This window comes from Pseudoalteromonas luteoviolacea (genome assembly GCF_021654285.1).
GTDB classification, from domain to species: Bacteria; Pseudomonadota; Gammaproteobacteria; order Enterobacterales; family Alteromonadaceae; genus Pseudoalteromonas; species Pseudoalteromonas luteoviolacea_J.
This window is the reverse complement of the sequence record NZ_JAKFZS010000025.1, coordinates 1-21,313: the sequence shown is the minus strand read 5'-3', so window position 1 is coordinate 21,313 and position 21,313 is coordinate 1. Positions and strand designations below refer to the sequence as shown.

The following is a 21,313-nucleotide window of genomic DNA, read 5'->3' as shown; positions in this document are numbered from 1 at the left end:
CTGGTCGCTAATTAGGGAAATAGACTTAGCTCTATTTCCCCTTTTCATCTGCTTAGAGGGTTAAGAACGTAGTAGATTGTGAATCACTGTACGCGGGTAAATTCCATCTTCCAGTTCACTTCCCATGTTTCGCCATCATCTTTAGAAAATGCTTGCTGCCAAGTTGGCATATCCGGGTTCGTTGAGTCCCATACAAATCTGACCTTAACAGCCACACCATTATAGGTTTCATCAGCATAAAAACGCCCTACGCCATCCGTGAACTGTCCTACAACTGGGGTATCCATTGCACCGGGTTTTCGCCCATCAAGCCACCAAATAGACCACTCATTGGTCTCACTGTTGTAGGAGCGAACTGCTTTTGCTCTTATTGACTCACTTGGCATGTGTAAATGATTATCTTCGACATTACCAAACCCACCCAGTGTTTTCACTGTGGATGATTCGCCATCAAATTCAATCCATTCTTGCGAGCCATTTAAAATATCTTTTAAACGACGGTGTTTTACTTGCCAGTCGCCAATAATAAAATCGAAATCCTTTGGTTCATTGTGCTCACGTGTTTGAAGCATGGGTCTTCCTGTTGATTGTTTTTAGTTTCGAGACACGATACCACAAAAACTGTATATTTAAACAGTACTAGATATGGAACATTTAAGAAAGTGATTGATTTAAAAAAGATCAGGGAAGTAAGCACACAGAGCCGCATGCATACTTGGTAGACGTTTTATCGGGCAGTAGATCGCAGTAATGCGGCTTCCATCACCTGAAATACGCTGGTGTTGTCAACGTAGTTGCCATTCCAATTATAATGCTCACCCCAAAGCTGCCCAGCTTTTGGATCTGTGCGTGAAAATTCCTTAAATCTGTCAGCACCTTTACCCAGCACCCAAAGAGGGACTAACTCATTAGTATGGTTGCGCGACGCCCACTGATAGCCAGCGATGTTGCCTTTACCTCTGTTTTGAACCGCTAAAAAAGCATTAAATTGATCTTCTGCTGGGTTAAAACGTGCCGTTTCTAAAGACGCTTTACTTCTATCCATTGCAACTGCACCACCTTGGCCATTTGTCCAAGTGCCCTCTCCCCAGATCCCACCGCATTCATGATCTGAGGTGATAATCAGCAAGGTTTCGTCCCAACTAGAATTGGTTTCAACCCACTTAATTACTGCATCCACAGCTTGGTTAAAGTCGACTTGCTCTTCGATGAACCTCGGCATATTGTTGGCGTGCCCCATCCAATCCACTGCACCACCTTCAATCATGGCAAAAAAACCGTCTTGGTCTTGGTTCAATACATTTAATGCCCCCATGCTCATGGTTGCAAGGCTTGGCACGCCCTCGTTAAATGCCATCCCTGACGGCGTATTTGCACTATTTAAACCAGCTCGACTCGCTTGCAATGTCGAACCTGAACGGACAATCCCGACGACGCGCTCAGGAAGAGGCTGCCCTTGCGCCAACGCTTCAAATTCAGATTTAGACTCGATATACGCAGTGGCGCTTCCTTTCTCGTTAGCACGTAACACGTTATATGTTTGCTCACCGCCCACGTATTTGTATGTTTGCTTGTCTTGTGGTTTTAACTGTCCGCTGGCGTCATAAATTGGATGTCCTGCGCCCATGATCACTGACAGGCCAGAGTCATGCATTTCGTTGAAAATCTCAGCGTAATTATTGCGAGACACATTATGTGCTACCGCCGCCGCAGGCGTCGCGTGAGAAACCATCACAGATGTCACGGTACCCGCAGATAGCCCCTTTTTCATTGCAATTTGCGCAATCGTATCGAATTGCTCGCTGTTACTCCAATCCATATTCACCCGACCAACCGCCGTTTTTCGGCCACTCATTAACGCCGTACCAGCAGCGGCACTATCGGTGTAAGAGGTATAACTCCCTGATCCGGTGAAGTCATTTAACATGGCATTTTCAAAACGCTGCCAACGAGTTAGAGGGTCATAGCCTTGCTCAACAGCACCTGCCGCTGTTGATATATCTGCACCTTTAGCTAATGTATTGCCATCTTCATCCACTAAATTTAAAGCACTATGTGCAAGTCCAAAAACCAGAGGTTTTGTCCCATCAGGGCGTGTCACCTGATAAGTTTGCTGACCCGCAAGGCCTTGATAATAATCGGCTGCTAACCACCCGTTAAAGCCAATGCCATCTGACACCATCAAAATAATATTTTTAGGACCACTTGGCTCTGTTATTTCTTGTTTTTTATTAGGTTGTATTGCACATGAGGTTGATAACATCACTGTGGCAATTAGCGATAATTTAAATAATTTTTGCATCTTAATTCAGTCACTCAGTTAGTTAACAGCTGAAAAATATACCAATGCGCTGCTACCTTTTTGAGACACATGCGACAGAGCGTATAACAAAACAGCTGAAATACGTTATGTTATAAGATAACATTACCACCGACTAAGTTGATAAAAATATTTCATCGCTAAATTTAGGAAAATAACTAAATCAACATATTTAGTGCGTTTAACATCCATTTTCGATATTAAACACCAAAAATGAGAGGAAGTTACGCATAAAACACAGTTCATCAAACGCCGTTGAACAACAGGAAAACCGCCACCATTAAGCACAATTTGTACCTTTTACGTGGTTTTTCGGTTCAACTGTAAGTTTTATGCGATAAATGCCAACAATGCAGTATTGTTATTATGTATCATCTAAGCACAACTAAAAATATTAAATTTCACTACCTTTATCTAGGGGATATACAGTGTTAAGAAAAACGCATTTGGCGCTAGCAATTTCAGCAGCCATGTTTCTGAACGGTTGTTCAGACGCACCAGAACAGCAACAAGCAACGCAAGCAGAAGCAACTAAATCAGCATCAGCAAACGCAGCCGCTGGCAACATTGCTCAAAACCCATTTTTCCAAGAGTGGAACACACCATTTGGTGCACCACCACTTGGCGACATCAAGACAGCACACTTTTTACCAGCTTTCAAACAAGCAATTGTTGAGCACAAAAAAGAAATTGATGCGATCACAGAAAATGAACGCCCTGCTGATTTTGACAACACCATTGCAGCAATGGAGTTGGCAGGTTCAACACTAAACCGTGTTTCACTTGTATTTGGTAACCTTGCAAATACTGAGTCAAACGATGAAATGCAATCGTTACAGCGTGAAATTTCACCTATGCTAACACGTCATCGTAGTGACATTCGTATGAATGAAGCACTATTCAAGCGTGTAGCAGCGGTATACGACAACCGTAAATCAGCACTATTAAATGCTGAGCAAACACGTCTACTTGAGCGTGTTTACAATAGCTTTGTTCGCTCAGGTGCAAAACTGACTGGTGAAGAACGTGCTGAGTTTGCAAAAATTAATGAGCGCCTTTCTGCACTAACAACTGAGTTTGGTCAAAATTCACTGAATGACTCTCGTGCGTTCACTTTGGTATTAGAAGAGTCAGACTTAGCAGGCTTACCTCAAGCACAGCGTGATGCAGCAGCAGCGGCAGCAGCGGCAAGAGACCTACCTGGTAAATACGTTATTACACTGAACCGTTCTAGCGTTCAGCCTTTCTTACAATTCTCTGACAGACGTGACCTACGTGAAAAAGCGTTTAAAGGCTGGGCTAATCGCGGCGACAACGACAATGAGTTTGATAACAAAGCCATCATTGCAGAAATCGTTGAACTTCGTGCGAAGCGTGCGCAACTACTAGGTTACAAACATCACTCTGAGTATGTACTAACGAACTCAATGGCAAGCAAGCCTGAGACGGCGATGGACCTACTACTAAAAGTGTGGGAACCAGCGGTTGAGAAAGCAGAGCAAGAACGCGAGTGGATCAAAGAGCTAATGGCTGCTGAAGGCGTGACACATGAGCTTGAAGCATGGGATTGGCGCTACTACGCAGAGAAAGTGCGTAAAGCTAAATTCGACCTAGACCAAGGTCAAATCGCTGAATACTTCGAACTAAACAACATGATCGAAGCACAGTTCTATACAGCTGAGCGTTTATTCGGTCTGAAATTTGTTGAGCGTACTGATATTCCAGTATACAACCCAGTTGTCCGTGTTTGGGAAGTACAAGATAAAGCTGGTAAAGCAATCGGCTTGTTTTATGGTGACTACTACGCACGTTCAACGAAGCGTTCTGGTGCTTGGATGAGTTCATTCCGTTCACAGCAGAAACTAGCTGGTGACGTGAAGCCACTTATCCTAAACAACATGAACCTAAATAAGCCAGCTGAAGGCGAGCCAACGCTAATGAGTTACTCAGATGCAGTAACTTTATTCCATGAGTTTGGCCACGCGCTACACGGTTTATTGTCAAACGTAACTTACCCAACACTTGCAGGTACTAGCGTACCGCGTGACTGGGTTGAGTTCCCGGCACAGTTATTTGAGCACTTCATTGCACAGCCAGAAATGCTTAAAAAGTTCGCGCTACATTACAAAACAAATGAGCCAATGCCAAAAGAGCTACTTGACAAGATCAAACAGGCTGGCACGTTCAACCAAGGTTTTGCAACTGTAGAATTTACAGCGTCTGCGCTAGTAGATATGGCTTACCACCAGCTAACTGATGTGAAAGATTTAGATGTTCGCGCATTTGAAAACAAGATCTTAACTGGCTATGGCAAACCTGAAGAAATCATCATGCGTCACCGCAGTACACACTTCGGTCATATTTTCGCAGGTGGCTACTCGTCAGCTTACTACGCATACATGTGGTCAGAAATCTTAGATGCTGATGGTTTTGACGCTTTCCTTGAAAAGAAAGACATCTTCGATAAAGAAACTGCTGAGCGTTTATATCAGTTTATCTATAGCCGTGGTGATACATTAGACTACTTTGAAGCTTATGAAGGCTTCAGAGGCAGAAAGCCAACAACTGATGCACTACTTCGTAACAGAGGCTTAGATTAATCTAGTCTGCTAAAAAAAGCCGAAGTCATGTACTTCGGCTTTTTTACTTATAATCCTCTTTCTCCAATCTACCTGCGTTTTACAAATCACAGCGACTTTAACCAAACCAACCAAGCGCTTTACCACCGACGCGTCAAGTTATGTTATATTGTACCAAAACAAACCCATTATTCTGTTACTGCTTAGCTTCAAAACCAGAAATATCGAAGCATATTAGGAAAATTTAATGTCTATTCCAGTTACCATTTTGCACGGCTTTTTAGGTTCAGGTAAAACCACTTTACTGCGTAGTATACTTTCTCAGTCTGTTGAGCATGACTGTGTACCGGGCGTAGTTGTAAACGACATGAGTGAATTGGATGTCGACGGGGTTTTGATTAAAAACACCGAGGTCTTTGATGATGACAGTAATGACTTTTTTACCATCAGCGGCCACAGTATTAGCAGTGCAAAAGGCCTTAAAGAACTTAAAGTGGCATTAAAAACGCTGAAAAAAAATGCGCAGCCACCTTGGATCATTATCGAAACTTCTGGCAGCAGCCACCCTTTGCCTTTGATTGAGTTCTTCAAAAATAATCGCGACTATGCGTTAAAAGGCGTTGTCACACTCGTTGACTCAACCTGGTTAAAAGACGATTACCAATTTGCACAATCGCTTGTGCCTAAATGGCAAGAAAACCTGAGCAATCAAATCAGAGGCATTGAAAACTTACTGGTTGAGCAAATCTTATTTTCTAACCAAATCTTTTTGACCAAAACGGATAAAATAACCGCAAAAGCGGTCGAGACCATAGCGCAAGCACTACACCCAATTAACCCTTATGCGGCTATCTCTGGGACAGCTTGGGGCAATATGGATGTGACGCAATTTCACCAATTTGAAGACTATAACTTCTTTTTAGTTGAACAGTTGATCACTGAGCTGCGCAGCACCGTCAATGCCCCTTTAACGCTATCAGGCAAACAGAATCAAAAAATTGTGTCTAAAGTCATAAGAGATGATCGACCGTTTCACCCAACGCGTTTATGGGAGGTGTGCCATAACCACTTAACCCATGGTGTTTTTCGCAGTAAAGGGTTCTTTTGGCTACCAACCAGAGATGAGATGTCTTTATTATGGAGCCAAGCTAATGGCAGCGTTGGACTAGAATTTGTTGGTTTCTGGCGCGCGCCCATTTTAAAAGACGAAAGCCATAATTTTACCCAAGAGCACTATGATATTTTAAAGAAAAAAGTCGATAAAATAGAGAGTCGATTTGGTGATAGGCGCTGCCGACTGACAGTCATTGGTCAAAAAGATGAGGCGTCGAGTTTCGTAAAAGCACTTGAAGCATGTTTTTTAACAGATGAAGAACTCAATTTTTGGCGAAACGGCGGCACTTTTGAAGATCCGTGGCCAACCAATGTCGCAAAGATCTAATCACGTTAACATGGCAGGAAGGCTAAGATACTTTCCTGCCCTTACCTACATGTGAGTTACATGTCATCGTTACATCACGTTAAGCTTTGGCCAATGTACTAACCAGCCTTTTGAACGTACTCTTGTATCAAAAACTGCCCTTTTCCTTTTTGGATTATAGGTTAACTGCCCGCGAAAAAGCGATTCAAAACCAAAAGCCGCAATGCATTCATATTGGTGCTTTGTGACTTGAGTAATTGCGACTGCCGTTTCTTTTTCAGGCCAATAGCTCATCGCATGCAATGTACTGGTGTATGGTTCATCTTGATTTTTAATATGCATATTAGCCTGATTACGCACTTGCCAGTTAAGCTCAGGCATGCAATTCGACAGCTGCTTCTCATATACTAAATACCGACTTGAACCGGCTTCATCAGCATCAAAATAAACCACGTCCACATCATTTAAAGGCGTAAACCCTCTAAAATCGTGGAGTGAGTCCCAAATTAAATTACGAACAAATCCTGCGGCTATATAACATTGCGGCAACGCTAATTGGGCAACCGCATCAAGTGCTTTTAGCCTTATAGGGTCTCGTTTAACCAGTTCGATAACCTTATCCATCTTGGCTCATAAAATGTTTTAAAGCATCATAGTAAAGATAATCGTAGTTTTTGCCTATGAACTCTTTTAAATTAGCAAGTCATTTCGGGTCTAAAGCTGATGCACCCAATATGGCTCATGCAGTACCATTGAGGTTTTGTTAAAGGACAATAATACGGACTTCCAGTTTGCGCGCCGCCAGCAACTTTATGCGTTTGTTTGGTTGGAAGGGGATGTGATTGAAGCTTTTTCATCGCTTTCTTTTTTAATTGTAGTTTCATTTCAATTTTCCTTATTGATTATAAAACCATCAATATACAAGATACCATCTCTTAAGGTAAACGTTTAAAACCAAACTATCTTAATAACATGTAAAAATGTGCACGAGGAAAATGTCGTGATGTTGTCATTTAATAATATGAAATCAGTTCACGAAATCTAAGTAGTAACGATGGTTAATCTTGGAGTCATATTAATTTGGGAGCAATCGCTCCCATGAATTAACAGCTGACTTCAGGTCTATTACTGATACAACCTAAGTAACTCATGCAATACCACGCTGGCTGAGTGTGAGGGCAATTAAAAGGACTTCTTGACTGAGCACCGCCAGCAATTTGATTTGTGCGCTCAACTAAAATTGTTTGCCCTTGCAACTTTTTGATCGCTTTCTTCTTTAAATGTAATTTCATACAAACTCTCCTTATTATTGATTGAAGATCCAATATACTCGTTACACTCGAAAACACTCAAATGACTAAAATTCAACCACCCAATTAACTCTGTGCGCTTGACGATGATTTATTGCCCTCAAAGCCAAGGTGATAAAGCCTAGGCTCAGAGGGCATGTTGAAACGCTTTCTATTGCTTGCTATCAACTAACCTTACTTTTTGCATCATGCCTTGATCCTCATGATCAAGAATATGGCAATGCAATACAAAATCACCAGTATATTGCTGTTTTACATTACCTTTAAATCCCGGTAGGGAGTTGGGGTAACGATATTTACTGTAAATCACGGTATGCGGCGCTTTCCCCTGCTTTTCAGAGACATACTTCTCAATATCATGATAATCTTTTATATATACTTGCTTGCCAATATCATGAAATGGCACACCTGAGTACTCATCTTTCTCTATGGCTAAGGTGTCTCTCCACACCCATTGCGGGTTACCATCAGGGCCTTTCCTCTGCGCATAAAACGGATTGACATGAATATGAAATGGGTGCATCGGAGCAAGGCCTCTCGTACATAAGTCCCATCGCTGCCATTGGCCAAGCTCTAACTCTCGTGTTTCAATTTGCCCATAAGGCTTACCATCAACTGAAAAAATCACATCTCCACCTTTGCTTCCAGGCGGCGCATTACCATCATTCAAATCAGCATTGCTGACATCTTGGCAACTTATATTATCTCGCCCTTTAACTGACGCGCGCTCTCCCAAATAAAACATCATGTTTTCGATATAGGTATCATGTGTCATTTGTCTAATTTCTTGCTCGGTAGGTGCTTTGTGTGCTTGATATTGCAATAGACTATTGCTTGTTGGCAGTTTGGCTTGTGCAGTGCCTACTGGGTTGCCTTCAACAACAATTTGTAACAGCTCAGCGGTATCCTCTGGCACCCCTTGCAAAGACTTATGAGGCGCTGAGTCCAAATCCACTAACCAGTAAACTCCCGCTTTACTGGGCGCTTGATACAAATAGTCTGCACGATATCCTGGCTGCAACGGCTCAATAGAATAATCTTTATTGGCTAAATCCCATCTATCCAATTGACCCGTATTTAAACCATCCACTGAGATTTGATTAAGAAAGCCAAGTGGCTTTGGGTTCAGGCTTTTATTCCAATTAGATTCAACAACTGACAGCTTTACTGTTTCTCGTACTCCTGCATGGATAAATCGCCAACGCTGAATTTCATTGGGTTTCATCTTAATTTGAGGAACAACCAATCCATTAATCAGTGTTCTGCGCTGCATTTTTTGCCAACTGCCCGGCCCAAATATGCTGAGCTTTTCAAATTTCCCCGGCTGACCAGGAATTTCTTTGGTACACACAGACACATCGGCAGGTGTATCACCCACTTCATAGTATTCGATTATCCCATTACAATCATATGCCACTTGCTGTAGCACAAAAATGTTGTCAGCTTTTCCTTTAATTTGAGGCTGCGTCGCAATGTTTTTTTCCGATGTATCACTTTCAATGATGATGGCGCCTGCCATCCCACTTGATACTTGTAGCGCTGTAGAGCCATGAACATGCGCGTGATACCAAAATGTCCCTTGTGGGTGATCTTCCGGTATTCTGATTTCATATTCAAACCCTTTCCCAGGTTGGAGCTCTAACAACACATTATCACTACGCTTACTCGGTGAAACCCACAAACCATGAGTATGAAAGTTAGTGACATTAAAATTATGCGGTGTATTCATTTTTTTTGTTTGCGCATCACTCAATAGTTCATCTGAATGATGTGAACCATGCCCACTGCCCGCGCATAAATAATCAGGTGCCTTATCACAGCCGGGTAACCGGTTTTCTAACCTAAACCGTAAAATTTCGCCAGGCGCAAGCCTTAATGTTGGACCCACCAAAGCACTTTTAAATTTATCGTTCGGATTTCGTTTATAAGCATAATTTCGTAACCATGTATTACATTTTGCGATTTCCCTTTGCTGGTACTGAACCGCCATTGTAAAATTGAGTTCACCCTTTATAGAACTAAGTACCTCTGGGTTCTCAAACGGCGCGAGCTCGGGAGGAATATATTCATATTCACAGTCTTTCGAAGACGGCATCGATGATGGTAGATATGCTGAGGGGTTATAGTCTTTAACATCAAAATAGTTTGGCTGCCACTGAGACTGTTTATGATGTGTGTGAACATGCTCTAAAGAGGAGCACGAGGCAGATAACATCGCACTTAAAGCAATAAACACCGACTTTTTCATACGCATAGAGTAATCCTTTGGTGATTGTACGTCTTTTCATATTGTCAAATCTGTATATTTAGAAAGCCATTACACTGTATTACACATTTGGGTTATACATGTCCCGCCACTTCGGCCTGTTAATGTATAAATTAATTACGCTATGGATTTATATAAGTGCTAAAAAGAAAGGAAACCTTGTTACTTATTACACAAAACTAAGCACCAAAAGAGAGGAAATAAGGGAGAAATACTCCCTTAAAAATCATAAGTAATACTAAACCTTGCGTTTAAAAGCTCTCGCAAGAGTTATAATACGGTGTACCTGTGATATTTTTACAGATATCATAACCTGCGCCACCATAATAAAAATCACCAGCAGTACCGCCTTCTAAATAATCATCTCCATTACCACCGTAAAGTCGGTCAGATGCGGTATCTCCATACAACTTATCATTCCCGTTACCACCATAAAGAATGTCACTACCGGTTTTGCCATAAAGACGGTCGTTACCATCATAACCATAAATGATATCAGTACCTGTGCTACCAACGATAATGTCATCACCACCAGTGCCATAGTGTGTGCCACGCGCTTCAGCAGAACTTGCAAAAGAAGCCGCAGCCAGCGTACCGACTACCATAAGTAAATTTACTCGTTTCATCATTTTTCCTTAATTATAATTGATTGTTTTACTTGTTTTTTTGGAAAATTAATCCCAAATCCTGTCTATTCTGCTACAGACTACAAAGCAGCATTTTTTAACTGTGACATCAATTTGAATCATCACGTATATCGCTATGCATCAAACGTAGTTTTGTTATTTCAGTGTCGTTTAAGGCGTATCTGGAAAGTGATTTAAGTGCATACAGTCGAATGGGAGGTGGCTCATTTTCATCATCCACTACTTGCCAAAGCACACTGCGATTTTCATCTGATTTAAAAGGGCTGTCTCCCAAGGACATGACCGCGCGCGCACGTGTATTAACATCCGGATCAGTCAAAGCCAATGTTCTCACGCCTTTTAAATCCTCGTTGTTGGTCGCCCATTGCGCCATTTGATAAACCCCGTGGCGACGCACATTTTTATCTTCTGCTTGTACTACTTTTGACAAGGTTTGGTGTACACGTTGATAGTCTTCTGCTGAACTTGGAGCTGGTTTTAATGCCATCAAAGCAAACTGCTGCAGATCAGAACTGAGATCATTCCCAGCATCAATATGTGCCAATACGCGATCTCGTGTCTCACCTGTGACTTCGTCCATTTTCGCTAGGAGCAACAGGCCAGCTGATCTTGCTTGCTCATCATTCGATAGATCCAGCGCCATATCGAGCGCCGCGACTTGCGCCATTGGATGCCCTGACTCAGATAGCACCGCACTGAGCTCCCTGCCAAGCAAGCTATTTGGGTCATGGATAAATGTATCAATCAATTCAGTGACTAAATTAGGGTCCTGCTCAAGCAACATCAAAAGCTGTGTACGCATTGCGATATGCTTATTACTCGGACCCATAATGGCATGCTTAAGAGGTTCGGGGTTTTGTGTGATGCTGGCTTTAAGCTGCTCCAACGTATTATCAAGCTTGTCACTAGCTGTGATATTTAAATCGTTTTTTAACGTGGTATTTGTTGTTTTACTGTCGGCAGATGAAACTAACCTCTGATCTTGTACTTGATTATTTTCGCTGTCGTCAGATAAAAAATCAGTTTGAACGATTTTTTTTTGCGCCGACTTTTGTGGTTCAGATTGATTTGATTTTGATGAAACACCCAATTGTGAAAAATAAATACCTGCAAACAAAATAAAAATGACTATCGCAACTAGATATCTATTCAAAAAATGCTTTTTTTGCAGCATCCTTACACTCTTTTGTTGTTTTATTTTTAGGCTAAATTAAATGACTTGCGTGACGGTTATGTTGCATAAACGAGAATATTTTTTGACCCGTAAAGTCTTTGAATTAAGAAAAGACGTTCAATGAAAATACAGCTTTTACGTAGAAATATAAGAGCAGAAATGTGAAAAGACTGACCGAAAACAGTCAGCCTTTATAAATTAACACAATGAAAATTAAACTGACAGCGCCGTTATCCTTGCTCCCCTTCATCGTGTAAGCGAATAACCACAGTGCCTGCGATCTTGTCATGAAAGCCTTGTTTTTTAGCATCCCAAGCCACCCAAAAAAAGCCAAGGCCAAAAGGAAGCATTGAAATATAATAGGCAACATACCTAATAATAGACTGTTTTTTAGATAAGTTTGCCCCAGTTTTTTCATCAACAATTTTTGCCTTAATCACCATTTTTCCGGGCGTTGCTGACTTATATAACCAGAATAGAATAACAACAATCAACGGGAGAATATAACTTATCAAAAAATCTGCGGGCCCTTGCATGACATCCGTGGATTGCCAGTATGCCTTACCATAAATCATATAAATTAAAGGCACTGTGAGTAACATAAGAAAAACCGTATCAATTATGCTTGCACCAAAGCGAGCCCAAAAACCAACATAGCTTGGGCGCTCATTCTCAATTTTATTCATAAATTAAACCACTAAAAAAAGTAGAGGCTATCATAGCTATCTATTGAAAGAACGACTAGCAGTAAATTTTACTGTGCTAATATATAATATAAAAAAGCCGCGAAAAATCACGGCTGTATTGTGGTGCTCATTCATAGCAAAAGAAAGACACCATAAGAGCCCAACAGTATTGGTGCAGCATCGGTCACACCAATAGCTCAATCAAAGAGTAATCACTCAACCTCTATATTTATCGAACAGTCTTCAAATAACATCGGGGTATTAAAAGTTGTAGACTAAGACTCAACTCTGAAGATTCTTAAACCACAGCCTTCAAAACTCTTTAGCTTAGGCCCAGCTCCTCTTGTATTATTAACATTAAGATTTACGCCAGCCTGTTGACCAAATGATATATAGCCCAGCTCGAAGTTAGTGGAGTGTGTGACCTCACCAATGATATTCAACGCAACATTTATCTTAGGGGGAGTATAATCAAATGTGAGAGTATCTTCAGGCCCGCACTCTTTACCAACTTCTTGCCAACAAGCAGAGAAGCCTTGTGAGTCATTTGACAGCAACTTCAAACGATATGGAGTCGACTGAACTTGAGCAATAATAACACCGTCAATTAGGTTTATAGGGTAGACGGTTTCACCATCTATACTAGATATGGTTAATATACTCGCATTTGTCTGCATATGCTTATGAAATAACCATTGCCTTGGCTTACCATTATGTTTATCGTTCACAATTAAGCCGTCTAAATGATGTGGCTCAAAACCATTCAGGCTAGTGTTTGGTTTAAAATCATATGCAACAAAGTGTTTTCCATTACCACGACCATCAAGATCAAAAACATCTAGGTATATTTTACCCTCATGTATCCCAAGCACCTCTAATTTACTAGACTCTCTCAGCTCACAACCTTGTGACTCAGGATCACAATGAGGATCTGCTTTGTTAGACTCGATATCGTATGGATGAGATACTGATAAAATATTATTCGCAACAGATGCCGTTTTTTTAGTCACGCCATCGTTATTTACAACTCGGCCATCAGCAAAAATATCAAATCCGTCACTCCCACCTAATGTTCGATGCTGACCAACTACATCAGTCAACGATAGGGAAGATTGCGCTTTAAATAAAATTCCTGACCCATGACGTAACCAATCGTCTTTATACACGCCACCATTGAGTTCACTCATAGTATCAATCGCAAACGCAAATCCACCAGCACGCTCCTCGAAAAGCGTAAGCTCAGCAAAGTCTGCTTGACTCACCGTTGTTAAAATTAATTTACCCTGTGAATTAAGCTTCCAGTTAAGCGCTTGAGACGCCTCTATATCAGTGCCAAACCCTGTGATCATTCTGCCGTTATTATCAGCATCCATTTCCAATATCATGGTTTGCTGGGCCTCAGACACGACTGGCCACTGCATTGAACCTGTTTCAGTATTTAGTTCAAGCTCAAGACTATTCCTGGCATAATTTCCGTATGTCAGATACCAACGCCCTACAAGTGAACTCTCTTCCACTTGAAGACTGTCTATATCCGCACTGTTTATGACCTTTCTTTTTTCTATTAGCGAAGATTGATAGTTTTTAACCTGCCGCCAACTTAAGTAGGTACCATCTTCTTCGAAACTTAGGTCAAAACCATTGACTTCAATCAGCGTCATTTCATCCAATTTAACGATTACGGGATGAATGCCTGATAGGCGAGCCTGATAATATTTATCTCCGGTTCGCGTCAATGAGAAAGACTTAATTTCATCTAAGCCGTACAAAGTCCCGCGATGCTCATCATCAATTGTAAAGTAACTACTGATTGGTACTTCATGATCCAATTCCTCAACAAACAAAAAGCGTCCAGTCATTACTTCATCAGTGTAAAACTCAGTATGTATTGTGCAATCTTCTGTCGGTTCATATACAACATACTTTGCATAAGTCCTTTGATAGGTATCAAAAGACCCTCCACAACCACTCACTTTACCAATGAGATGCCCCTCATCCGCAGTTAAATCAACGAAGAAACGCGCCTCGTATTGAAATAGGTCGGTAACAAATAGGATAACAAATAGGACAGGCACTTTTCTGTTTGAGGTTAGAAAAATTGTCCAGCAGGTTCCGTCCCTAACCAGCGCAAAACGCTTGGCAAAATTAGCGACAAAGGAGCACAGCCAAGCTTTTTGTGTCCGTCCTTTAAGAATTTACAGTGAGCGTGCCCTTTGCCAGAAATTATTAGTCTCTAAGTTCTTGTTCCAAAGCTCAAACTTAGCACGGTGACTTTCCCATGGTTCATCTAAAACTTCACGTTTGTCAGTGACAGAATAAGCCATACCTTCCATGAACCATTGAGGAGTATCTAGCCATACCTCAAAGTTACCAAGTTTTTCATGCTGTAAATGGTGAACAAATTCATGAGAGAGGAAAGTCGAATTCCAACCTCTAGGACCTACTATTATACCAATTGTACTAATTGTTAAAGCTCTCATGTGTTCAAGACCGAATGAGTTAAAGCAGGCCGAAGTAGAACAAAAAATTACTTTAGGACTTTTCTCGAACGAAGCCACTTTTTTTCTATGAAAAAATATGCTGATGAATAAAGCCTTGATGCATCACCAAGTTTAGAAGAGTCATCAATACAGATGGTAGCACTAACACAGTTCAAACCATTAAGCTCAGGTGCCAATATTCGGATAGGTTTGTATCCATGCCAAAAAACTAATGGGCTTAAAAATAAAACAACCAGTAACAATTTCATCTTCATACATTCACATAACGAATGAGATGGGCTCCCTGTTTATTGGCAAATGTGCCAGATTGAAGGTGCGAAGCTAAAATCAGGAGCTGTCCATCATGAATTCAGGCAGCAGGTTTTCTTACAAACACGTTTATTACTCATTTTTCCACCCCGAATTCAAGTTAAGAAATTATGCCTTAAAGTTAGGCAAAGATCAGTGTGTTTAACTTGCCAGAGGGAGTCATACCAACGCTCCGATAAGGGGTGCCGCCAAGCCCCCCCTTAATTGGCTTGCTATATCCTATTTATTTAGTTCGTGGACCATTAACACTTCGCCGGTTTTTGCATCCTTAACTATTGTTTTGAACGGCCTAAACTGTTTATCTTCACGCATACATTTTATATAGCGCTCTTGGAGGTCATCTATAGCTTTTATATCTTGTGGCTTTTCGAGAGACATATACTCCTTCATATAATCACCATATGACTTTGGCTTGCTCTTAGAGCTATATGATGAAGTGTAATTTCCTGTTGTGACAGAAACAGCTGCACTTGCTCCGTGATATGCACCATTTATATCTAGATCTTTATAAAGTCTATTTTTAATATACTCAGACATATGTTCAGTAGATATCTTATTTAGCTTGCTTCGATCTTTTACTGTTTCACCATTAATCTGAATTCCTTCTGCATAAACTATGCTTTCGCATTCGCCACTTGCTTTTAGATATTCAGGATGATCGCTAGGAATTTCACCCAACACGGGGTTAAATTGAGTTGTCTCATAGATCTTCTTCACTGGCTGATATGATTTTTTAGCACCAGTGGAAGCACATCCCGCTAGCAACAATAACGATACAACAAATATCAGGTTTCGAAACATCATAAACTCCATACATTTTTAGATATAACGCCTTACCAATGGGCGCATAAATGCTTGGCTAAAATTAACAACGAAGGAGCGCAAGCCAAGCATTTTGCGTCCTTTTAAGTTACTTGTTAGCAGTAAAATCACTCCAAAGCTTCTTTACTTCGATTTTTGATTCCACGTCCTAGAGAGAAAGGTTTAATTTATTGATATTTTTATCATCAATTGTACAACCAAATGTCAAATGATATTTACCGTTGGAAGACTTATAGCCATCGTCAACTGATATTACTTTACCATCAATATCAAGTTCTCTTGTTTTTTTTAAATGCTCATACTTTTCATTTAGCAATTGGTACAAATCCTTAAATGCTGCATTACAGCCATTTGCATTCACGTATTCTTTTTCAGCAATAATAGAATATACATTCTTAGTAGAATCAATTATTTGAACAATAAATGAATCGAATACGTTTAGTCCGTCAGTTTCTTTTACGTTTAAATAAAAAATTCGAGTTGGATATTCAACAGTACTTGTTTTTAAATATTCATCTGGTATCGCTTTGCCAATATGAATTCCAAATACATTTGTCAGGTCTTCTTTGGGCTCAAAAGAGCAGCCGAATAAAAAAAACACGAAGAATAATGTAAAGGAACTAACCATGCACTTCTCTTTACTGCTAACAATTTAATATCGACCCAACGGGTCATTCTTCTCATTGTATCACTTTTATCACAATAACTAACTTGTTGCTAAAGCTATATTTTTCAATCATTATAGACATTATGGAAAGGATCAAAACGAACCACTGGGTCGTTTTCTTGACTATGGGAGAAACACAGCAAAACTGTATATAAATACAGATATACTTTAGAGCTAACTTAATGAGAACTCGTTCACCATTTTTAAACCACACCGTCGATGTTTATGTTGACTAAGCAATATTCTCTCAGAACCGTTGATACATACCTTGAGTGGATTTCTTCCTATATTCACTTTCATGGCAAGCGACACCCACTTCTATGGGCAATACCGAGGTTGTCGAATATCTCGACTACCTTGTACTTAAACGTAATGTGTCGCCTAAAACACAAGCGACAGCGTTAAATTCCTTATCTTTTCTGTATAAACAAATCATTAAACAGGATTTGTGTCCTAATTTAACGTTTGTAAGAAGCAAGCGCCAATCTAAGTTGAACAAATAGAACAAATAGAATAGAACAAATAGGACAGGCACTTTTCTGTTCTCCAGTGAACATTACTGGGCACGGGGGTTAGTGTTTTCCGAGCTCTTGTCATTCCTATTCAACTTAACTTTATGCTGGATATTTAAACAGCTCGATTTAAGCAATTAATTTGTGCCTGTCCAACAGGAGGTCAAACAAAAGCAGATAAAACCAGTGTGTGGTTACAAGACTTGATTGAACGAGATGGTTTTAAACGCGCGGTTGTGGCATTGGCTGCGAAAAATGCCCATCTAATCTGGGCCCTACTGCAATCAGGCAAAGAATATCAGGTTGATTATGTGTGATTTAATTAACTAAACGAGGTTCACCAAAACACTTAATCCCACCGAGTCTCAGCAATAGCTATTGACGATAACACGGTCAGACCGAGAGCAACAAAACCTGTTTAATCGGGAAGTAGAAAATACTGTCTAACGAATGAGGTCATTGCTCAAGCGAAAATCACCAGGGCGATAGCGTAGCAAAGCTAATAAACGCCGAGCCTAGAGCTGCTATCAGATCTTCTTGTTGTCGAAGACACCTGCTGCTTGACAAAGGGGAGTCCATGTAGCCCTGTTAACAGGCTAAAAATTGTTGGCTAAGATAGCGACGAAGGAGCAAAAGCCAACTGTATTTTGTCCTTGTTTAACAGCTTGTTATACGTATTTTACACCTAATTTTCGGTGCTTAGTTGTGTAAGATAATTTTTTAATTTTACAAAACCTTCAAGTCCACGCTGATCGGTTTTATGTTCGGGCTCCCAAAACGCTACGGCAGTGTATTGATATAAAGAGCTTTCTAGCATCCAAGTATCTCCATCCATTCCCCGAGTTTTATCTTTTGGAAATTCCAATGCTTTCTCTAATTTGCTCACTAAAGTTGAGTACTGTTCTTCCGTTAACTCAATACGTTTCTTTGATTTAATACCTTTCCAATCATAACCACCAGCGCCCTCATAAGTTGTAGTTAATAAATGATAAGGTTTATGTCTATTGACCTCGTAGATAACAGGATTTGAGAAAGTAGGAACTACTTTCATTTTTAAAACTGGTCGAAGATAAAAACCAGGGTCCGTATATTCGATGGTGTTTCTCGTAGATTTGCAACCAACAATTGAAACTAAAATCAAAAAAATTGAAAAGTATTTCATATTACCACACCGATCCTTCGATACGTATAACGCTTCAAACACCGGTGCAGCTATGCTGCATCCGCGTGATTTGACTTGTTATATTCTCCGAACATGAACTGTTTATGCTTTTCATGTTCGCCCATGGACATGACGTGAAAAAGGAAATCTTTATTTTTATTATCTGACTTAGATATAAGGTCAGATATTAGCTGTAAACAATTTTGCTGATGGCCAGTTAGTGATGATTTAACTTCATCTAAATCACTAAGTTTTAAATTGCTTATGAACGTGAAATAATTTTTAAACAGGCCACATAACACATCTGAAACTTGCACCTCAATGTATGAGTTTGAGTCAACAAATTCGTAATTAATGCTACTGAGTTCCTTATCATAATCCTCATATTGCTCAAAACACTTTTGAATTTCAAATTCATTATCTAATACATGCTTCGAGCCATTGAAAAGCTTTATTCTTTGGTTGTAAAAGATTGAAAAGCCGTCAATTAATGACCCCACTTTATGGTCATACACAAAAAAGTACTCTTCAATATTACGGCACATATCGAACAGCTTAGAAAGACTTAACAAACTAAATGAAGTTCTTTTGTCTACAATTTTCCTCGCCCTTGCCTCTGGCTTAGAGTATTTTTTTGCTAATTTATTCAATCCTTTATTAAAAGAAGCTGCATCTTTAGGCTCTACTTTTGGGTAGGCATACTTTGATAACAAGCTCAGAAAGTTGGACTTATTCATTTTCATTAGCTCGTATAGTGCATCCTTATGATAGTCAAGGTACATTCTCTTTCCGCCAGCAGGTGAATAGTTTAAACCTCCATATTTGTCTACATGCTCACAACAATCATCAATGACATCCACTAAAGACCAGTATTCCATATTGATGTTGTCATAATGAATATAGTAATCACTTTTAAGCAACCACTCTAATATAGTCACCAGCTTTTTAGATTTTAGGTTATCAAGAAATCCACCTTTCGCAACCTGTTTGAACTTCAATTCTTTAGCCGATGGAGGAAGCTTAAGAGTATTTAAAAGTTCTTTGATATCACTTTCTGCAACATCACCTTCGTGCACTATTCCTGCAAGAACAAAGCACGGCGATGGATTAGAATGTGAATCCGTATTAAATCGTTTTCCTTTGAGGAAAAGCTTTCGAATATTGTTTGATTCATCATAAAAAAATGTATAACTCATTCACCAAACTCCCTGGAGAATATAACGCCTCAGTTAAAAGGCAAAATTTGGTTGGCTATAATATGAAGCGGAGCGAAACCAGCCAACTGAATTTTGTCCGCTTTTAAAGTGTTTGTTATGTATGCTTTTTGTAAGACAAAAACCAACTGTTACCCCTGATAGAATAATAAGTCCGATAAACACCTCCTACACTACATGAGCTATAGGATATTGAACGATTACCCCAATTGCAGTTTTTACCGCTGTATGAAATATCTATACGTACCCCACCAAAGAGAAACTCTGTAATCCAGATATCCATATTAGAGGCTTTAGCCCATTCTTGATTAAGGATGCCTAAAATATTGCGAACCTGACCTCTACTAAGGTTTTTACCTACACCGAATGATTTCTTCCAAAGGTTACATGATGGAGAACAAATAGGACAGGCACTTTTCTGTTCTTTTCTGTTTTATACCAATCCGCTTAAATATCTGATCTAATATAGAGCATATAAAATTACAGACTAAATAACGTTGAACCCAAGTATTTTGAACCGCTTTTAGCGCTTTCTCGAAAAGAACCCAACACACGTAAACGGATACTATTACTTGCCGAAGGCAAATAGTAGGACAGGCACTTTTCTATTCTTTTCTGTTTTAAAGTTAGAGCCGAATTCAGAGATGTATTCCAAGCCTAAGGTGTTTCTGAGTAACGTGACTAAAATCCGCTTTATGGTAGAAATAAATATAACTTAGGAATATATTCATTTTATTAAACAAGAAGAGTCTAGATTGATAAGCAAGGCTAAAACTACTTTTTACTAACCAACTCCTTTATACCAATTCACATCATTTTTAGCGGCATGTACTCTTAACACAGTTTGCGAACCCGCAAAGTTACCATAGTGACTTCCAAAACTTTGTATCCTATCCAGCCACGTCGCTTCTTCGATGCTTAGTGATACTAGAATATTGGGCGTACACTTTGGTATGTAACCCTTCTTTTTGGGATGAACATGTCGACCCGTCCAGTCAACTAGCTCAAGGTAGTCAATTAATGAGAATGGTATTGTGTTTACATGCTCCCTCGCACCAAACGGTTTTAGTGATTTAGGTTGTTTAACATGGCTCTTGGCTTCATTTGGATTTGATTTTTTTGAGTTTGATTTGGTGTTTTTAAAGTGCTTTATGCGCTCTTGAATCGATGTAAAGTCGCTATCCTCAAGATTATTTGCCATGTTGGCTCGAATTGGATTTAAGTCCACGTAAGCCATGCAACTGAGCAATGCCGTCTCATCTAACAAGGCTTGTGATTTATACCGCCCTTCCCAGTATTTGCCCGTGCAGTTATCTTCCTTGTTTGCTTCTTTTGCAATGTACTCATTCAAGTTTTTCATAAACCAACTAATGTCAAACAGCCTAGTTCGCCACTTTTCAACTAACTCAGATACAAGCAGTTGGTCTGCCTCACTAAGAGTATCACCGTTTCGATGCTTATCTGCGATAGGACTACCTTTGTACAACTTATACCATCTAGATATTACTTCGTTATCTGACCAACTAAGAGCTAGCTGCCTATTTACTTTAACAACCAAATGATAGTGATTACTCATGATGGCATAAGCTGCTATATCAATGGCAAATACACGACTTAACAGCTTTATTCTTTCGACTAACCAAGTTCGTCTATGGTCAAAGTTTTTACCTGTGTACTTATCTTCTCCACACAAAAAAGCACGGCGTACACACCGTGCTATCAAG

18 protein-coding genes and 2 pseudogenes are annotated in these 21,313 nt (G+C 40.0%); 4 read left to right on the top strand and 16 right to left on the bottom strand.

Translation table 11 applies throughout. The features are described 5' to 3' along the window. Positions 1 to 83: 83 nt before the first annotated feature. Together L1077_RS20225 and L1077_RS20220 are read right to left on the bottom strand one after the other, a co-directional pair. Positions 84 to 572 carry a DUF1579 domain-containing protein gene (locus tag L1077_RS20225; RefSeq protein ID WP_237138715.1) on the bottom strand — a complete coding sequence of 163 codons (489 nt, stop codon included), beginning with the start codon at positions 570 to 572 and terminating at the stop codon, positions 84 to 86. 155 nt (positions 573 to 727) lie between these two features. After that, positions 728 to 2,302 (bottom strand): alkaline phosphatase, encoded by a 1,575-nt coding sequence (locus L1077_RS20220; protein WP_237138714.1) that lies wholly within the window; start codon positions 2,300 to 2,302, stop codon positions 728 to 730. Positions 2,303 to 2,748: 446 nt separating this feature from the next. Between L1077_RS20220 and L1077_RS20215 the strand changes: the two genes are divergently transcribed. Continuing rightward, entirely contained in the window at positions 2,749 to 4,920 is a 2,172-nt protein-coding gene (locus L1077_RS20215; RefSeq protein ID WP_237138713.1) for a M3 family metallopeptidase, read from the top strand. A 226-nt stretch (positions 4,921 to 5,146) separates the two neighbouring features. Beyond that, complete coding sequence (locus tag L1077_RS20210; RefSeq protein ID WP_063362965.1) at positions 5,147 to 6,340, top strand: CobW family GTP-binding protein; 1,194 nt, start codon at positions 5,147 to 5,149, stop codon at positions 6,338 to 6,340. A gap of 69 nt (positions 6,341 to 6,409) precedes the next feature. Here L1077_RS20210 and L1077_RS20205 read toward each other — a convergent pair whose 3' ends face one another. The 11 genes from L1077_RS20205 to L1077_RS20155 all read right to left on the bottom strand — a co-directional run bounded on the left by L1077_RS20205 (position 6,410) and on the right by L1077_RS20155 (position 16,662). Further along, complete coding sequence (locus L1077_RS20205; protein ID WP_237138712.1) at positions 6,410 to 6,943, bottom strand: nucleotidyltransferase family protein; 534 nt, start codon at positions 6,941 to 6,943, stop codon at positions 6,410 to 6,412. Positions 6,944 to 7,014: 71 nt separating this feature from the next. Then, a complete protein-coding gene (locus L1077_RS20200) occupies positions 7,015 to 7,203 on the bottom strand; it encodes a hypothetical protein (protein WP_237138711.1) in 189 nt (62 codons plus the stop codon). Positions 7,204 to 7,422: 219 nt separating this feature from the next. Then, positions 7,423 to 7,611, bottom strand: a complete 189-nt coding sequence (locus tag L1077_RS20195; RefSeq protein WP_063362967.1) for a hypothetical protein — start codon at positions 7,609 to 7,611, stop codon at positions 7,423 to 7,425. Between the two features lie 169 nt (positions 7,612 to 7,780). Continuing rightward, a complete protein-coding gene (locus L1077_RS20190) occupies positions 7,781 to 9,883 on the bottom strand; it encodes a multicopper oxidase family protein (RefSeq protein WP_237138710.1) in 2,103 nt (700 codons plus the stop codon). Positions 9,884 to 10,146: 263 nt separating this feature from the next. Further along, positions 10,147 to 10,524 carry a calcium-binding protein gene (locus tag L1077_RS20185; protein WP_237138709.1) on the bottom strand — a complete coding sequence of 126 codons (378 nt, stop codon included), beginning with the start codon at positions 10,522 to 10,524 and terminating at the stop codon, positions 10,147 to 10,149. Positions 10,525 to 10,630: 106 nt separating this feature from the next. Then, on the bottom strand, positions 10,631 to 11,716 hold the full coding sequence (locus tag L1077_RS20180; protein WP_237138708.1) for a hypothetical protein: 1,086 nt from the start codon (positions 11,714 to 11,716) through the stop codon (positions 10,631 to 10,633). Positions 11,717 to 11,946: 230 nt separating this feature from the next. After that, positions 11,947 to 12,402: an RDD family protein gene (locus L1077_RS20175; RefSeq protein WP_237138707.1), complete on the bottom strand. Its 456-nt coding sequence runs from the start codon at positions 12,400 to 12,402 to the stop codon at positions 11,947 to 11,949. Between the two features lie 275 nt (positions 12,403 to 12,677). Continuing rightward, positions 12,678 to 14,477: a hypothetical protein gene (locus tag L1077_RS20170; protein ID WP_237138706.1), complete on the bottom strand. Its 1,800-nt coding sequence runs from the start codon at positions 14,475 to 14,477 to the stop codon at positions 12,678 to 12,680. A gap of 120 nt (positions 14,478 to 14,597) precedes the next feature. Then, positions 14,598 to 14,882, bottom strand: a complete 285-nt coding sequence (locus L1077_RS20165; protein WP_237138705.1) for a hypothetical protein — start codon at positions 14,880 to 14,882, stop codon at positions 14,598 to 14,600. A 549-nt stretch (positions 14,883 to 15,431) separates the two neighbouring features. Beyond that, a complete protein-coding gene (locus L1077_RS20160; protein WP_237138704.1) occupies positions 15,432 to 16,016 on the bottom strand; it encodes a hypothetical protein in 585 nt (194 codons plus the stop codon). A gap of 166 nt (positions 16,017 to 16,182) precedes the next feature. Next, positions 16,183 to 16,662, bottom strand: a complete 480-nt coding sequence (locus L1077_RS20155; RefSeq protein WP_237138703.1) for a hypothetical protein — start codon at positions 16,660 to 16,662, stop codon at positions 16,183 to 16,185. Positions 16,663 to 16,920: 258 nt separating this feature from the next. On the opposite strand from L1077_RS20155, the pseudogene L1077_RS27695 reads away from it, so the two are divergent. Together L1077_RS27695 and L1077_RS20145 are read left to right on the top strand one after the other, a co-directional pair. Beyond that, positions 16,921 to 17,204, top strand: a pseudogene (locus L1077_RS27695) (phage integrase N-terminal SAM-like domain-containing protein). A gap of 179 nt (positions 17,205 to 17,383) precedes the next feature. After that, positions 17,384 to 17,530 (top strand): annotated as a pseudogene (locus tag L1077_RS20145) (IS110 family transposase); the annotation flags it as partial. 368 nt (positions 17,531 to 17,898) lie between these two features. Here L1077_RS20145 and L1077_RS20140 read toward each other — a convergent pair. The 3 genes from L1077_RS20140 to L1077_RS20130 form a co-directional block, all read right to left on the bottom strand. Next, positions 17,899 to 18,375, bottom strand: coding sequence for a hypothetical protein (locus L1077_RS20140; RefSeq protein WP_237138702.1), 477 nt, complete (start codon positions 18,373 to 18,375; stop codon positions 17,899 to 17,901). Between the two features lie 50 nt (positions 18,376 to 18,425). Next, positions 18,426 to 19,571, bottom strand: coding sequence for a DUF3800 domain-containing protein (locus L1077_RS20135; RefSeq protein ID WP_237138701.1), 1,146 nt, complete (start codon positions 19,569 to 19,571; stop codon positions 18,426 to 18,428). An 802-nt stretch (positions 19,572 to 20,373) separates the two neighbouring features. Beyond that, the gene (locus L1077_RS20130; RefSeq protein WP_237138700.1) at positions 20,374 to 21,312 is read right to left on the bottom strand and encodes a transposase; all 939 of its coding nucleotides are present in this window, start codon (positions 21,310 to 21,312) and stop codon (positions 20,374 to 20,376) included. Between the last annotated feature and the right edge of the window lies 1 nt (position 21,313).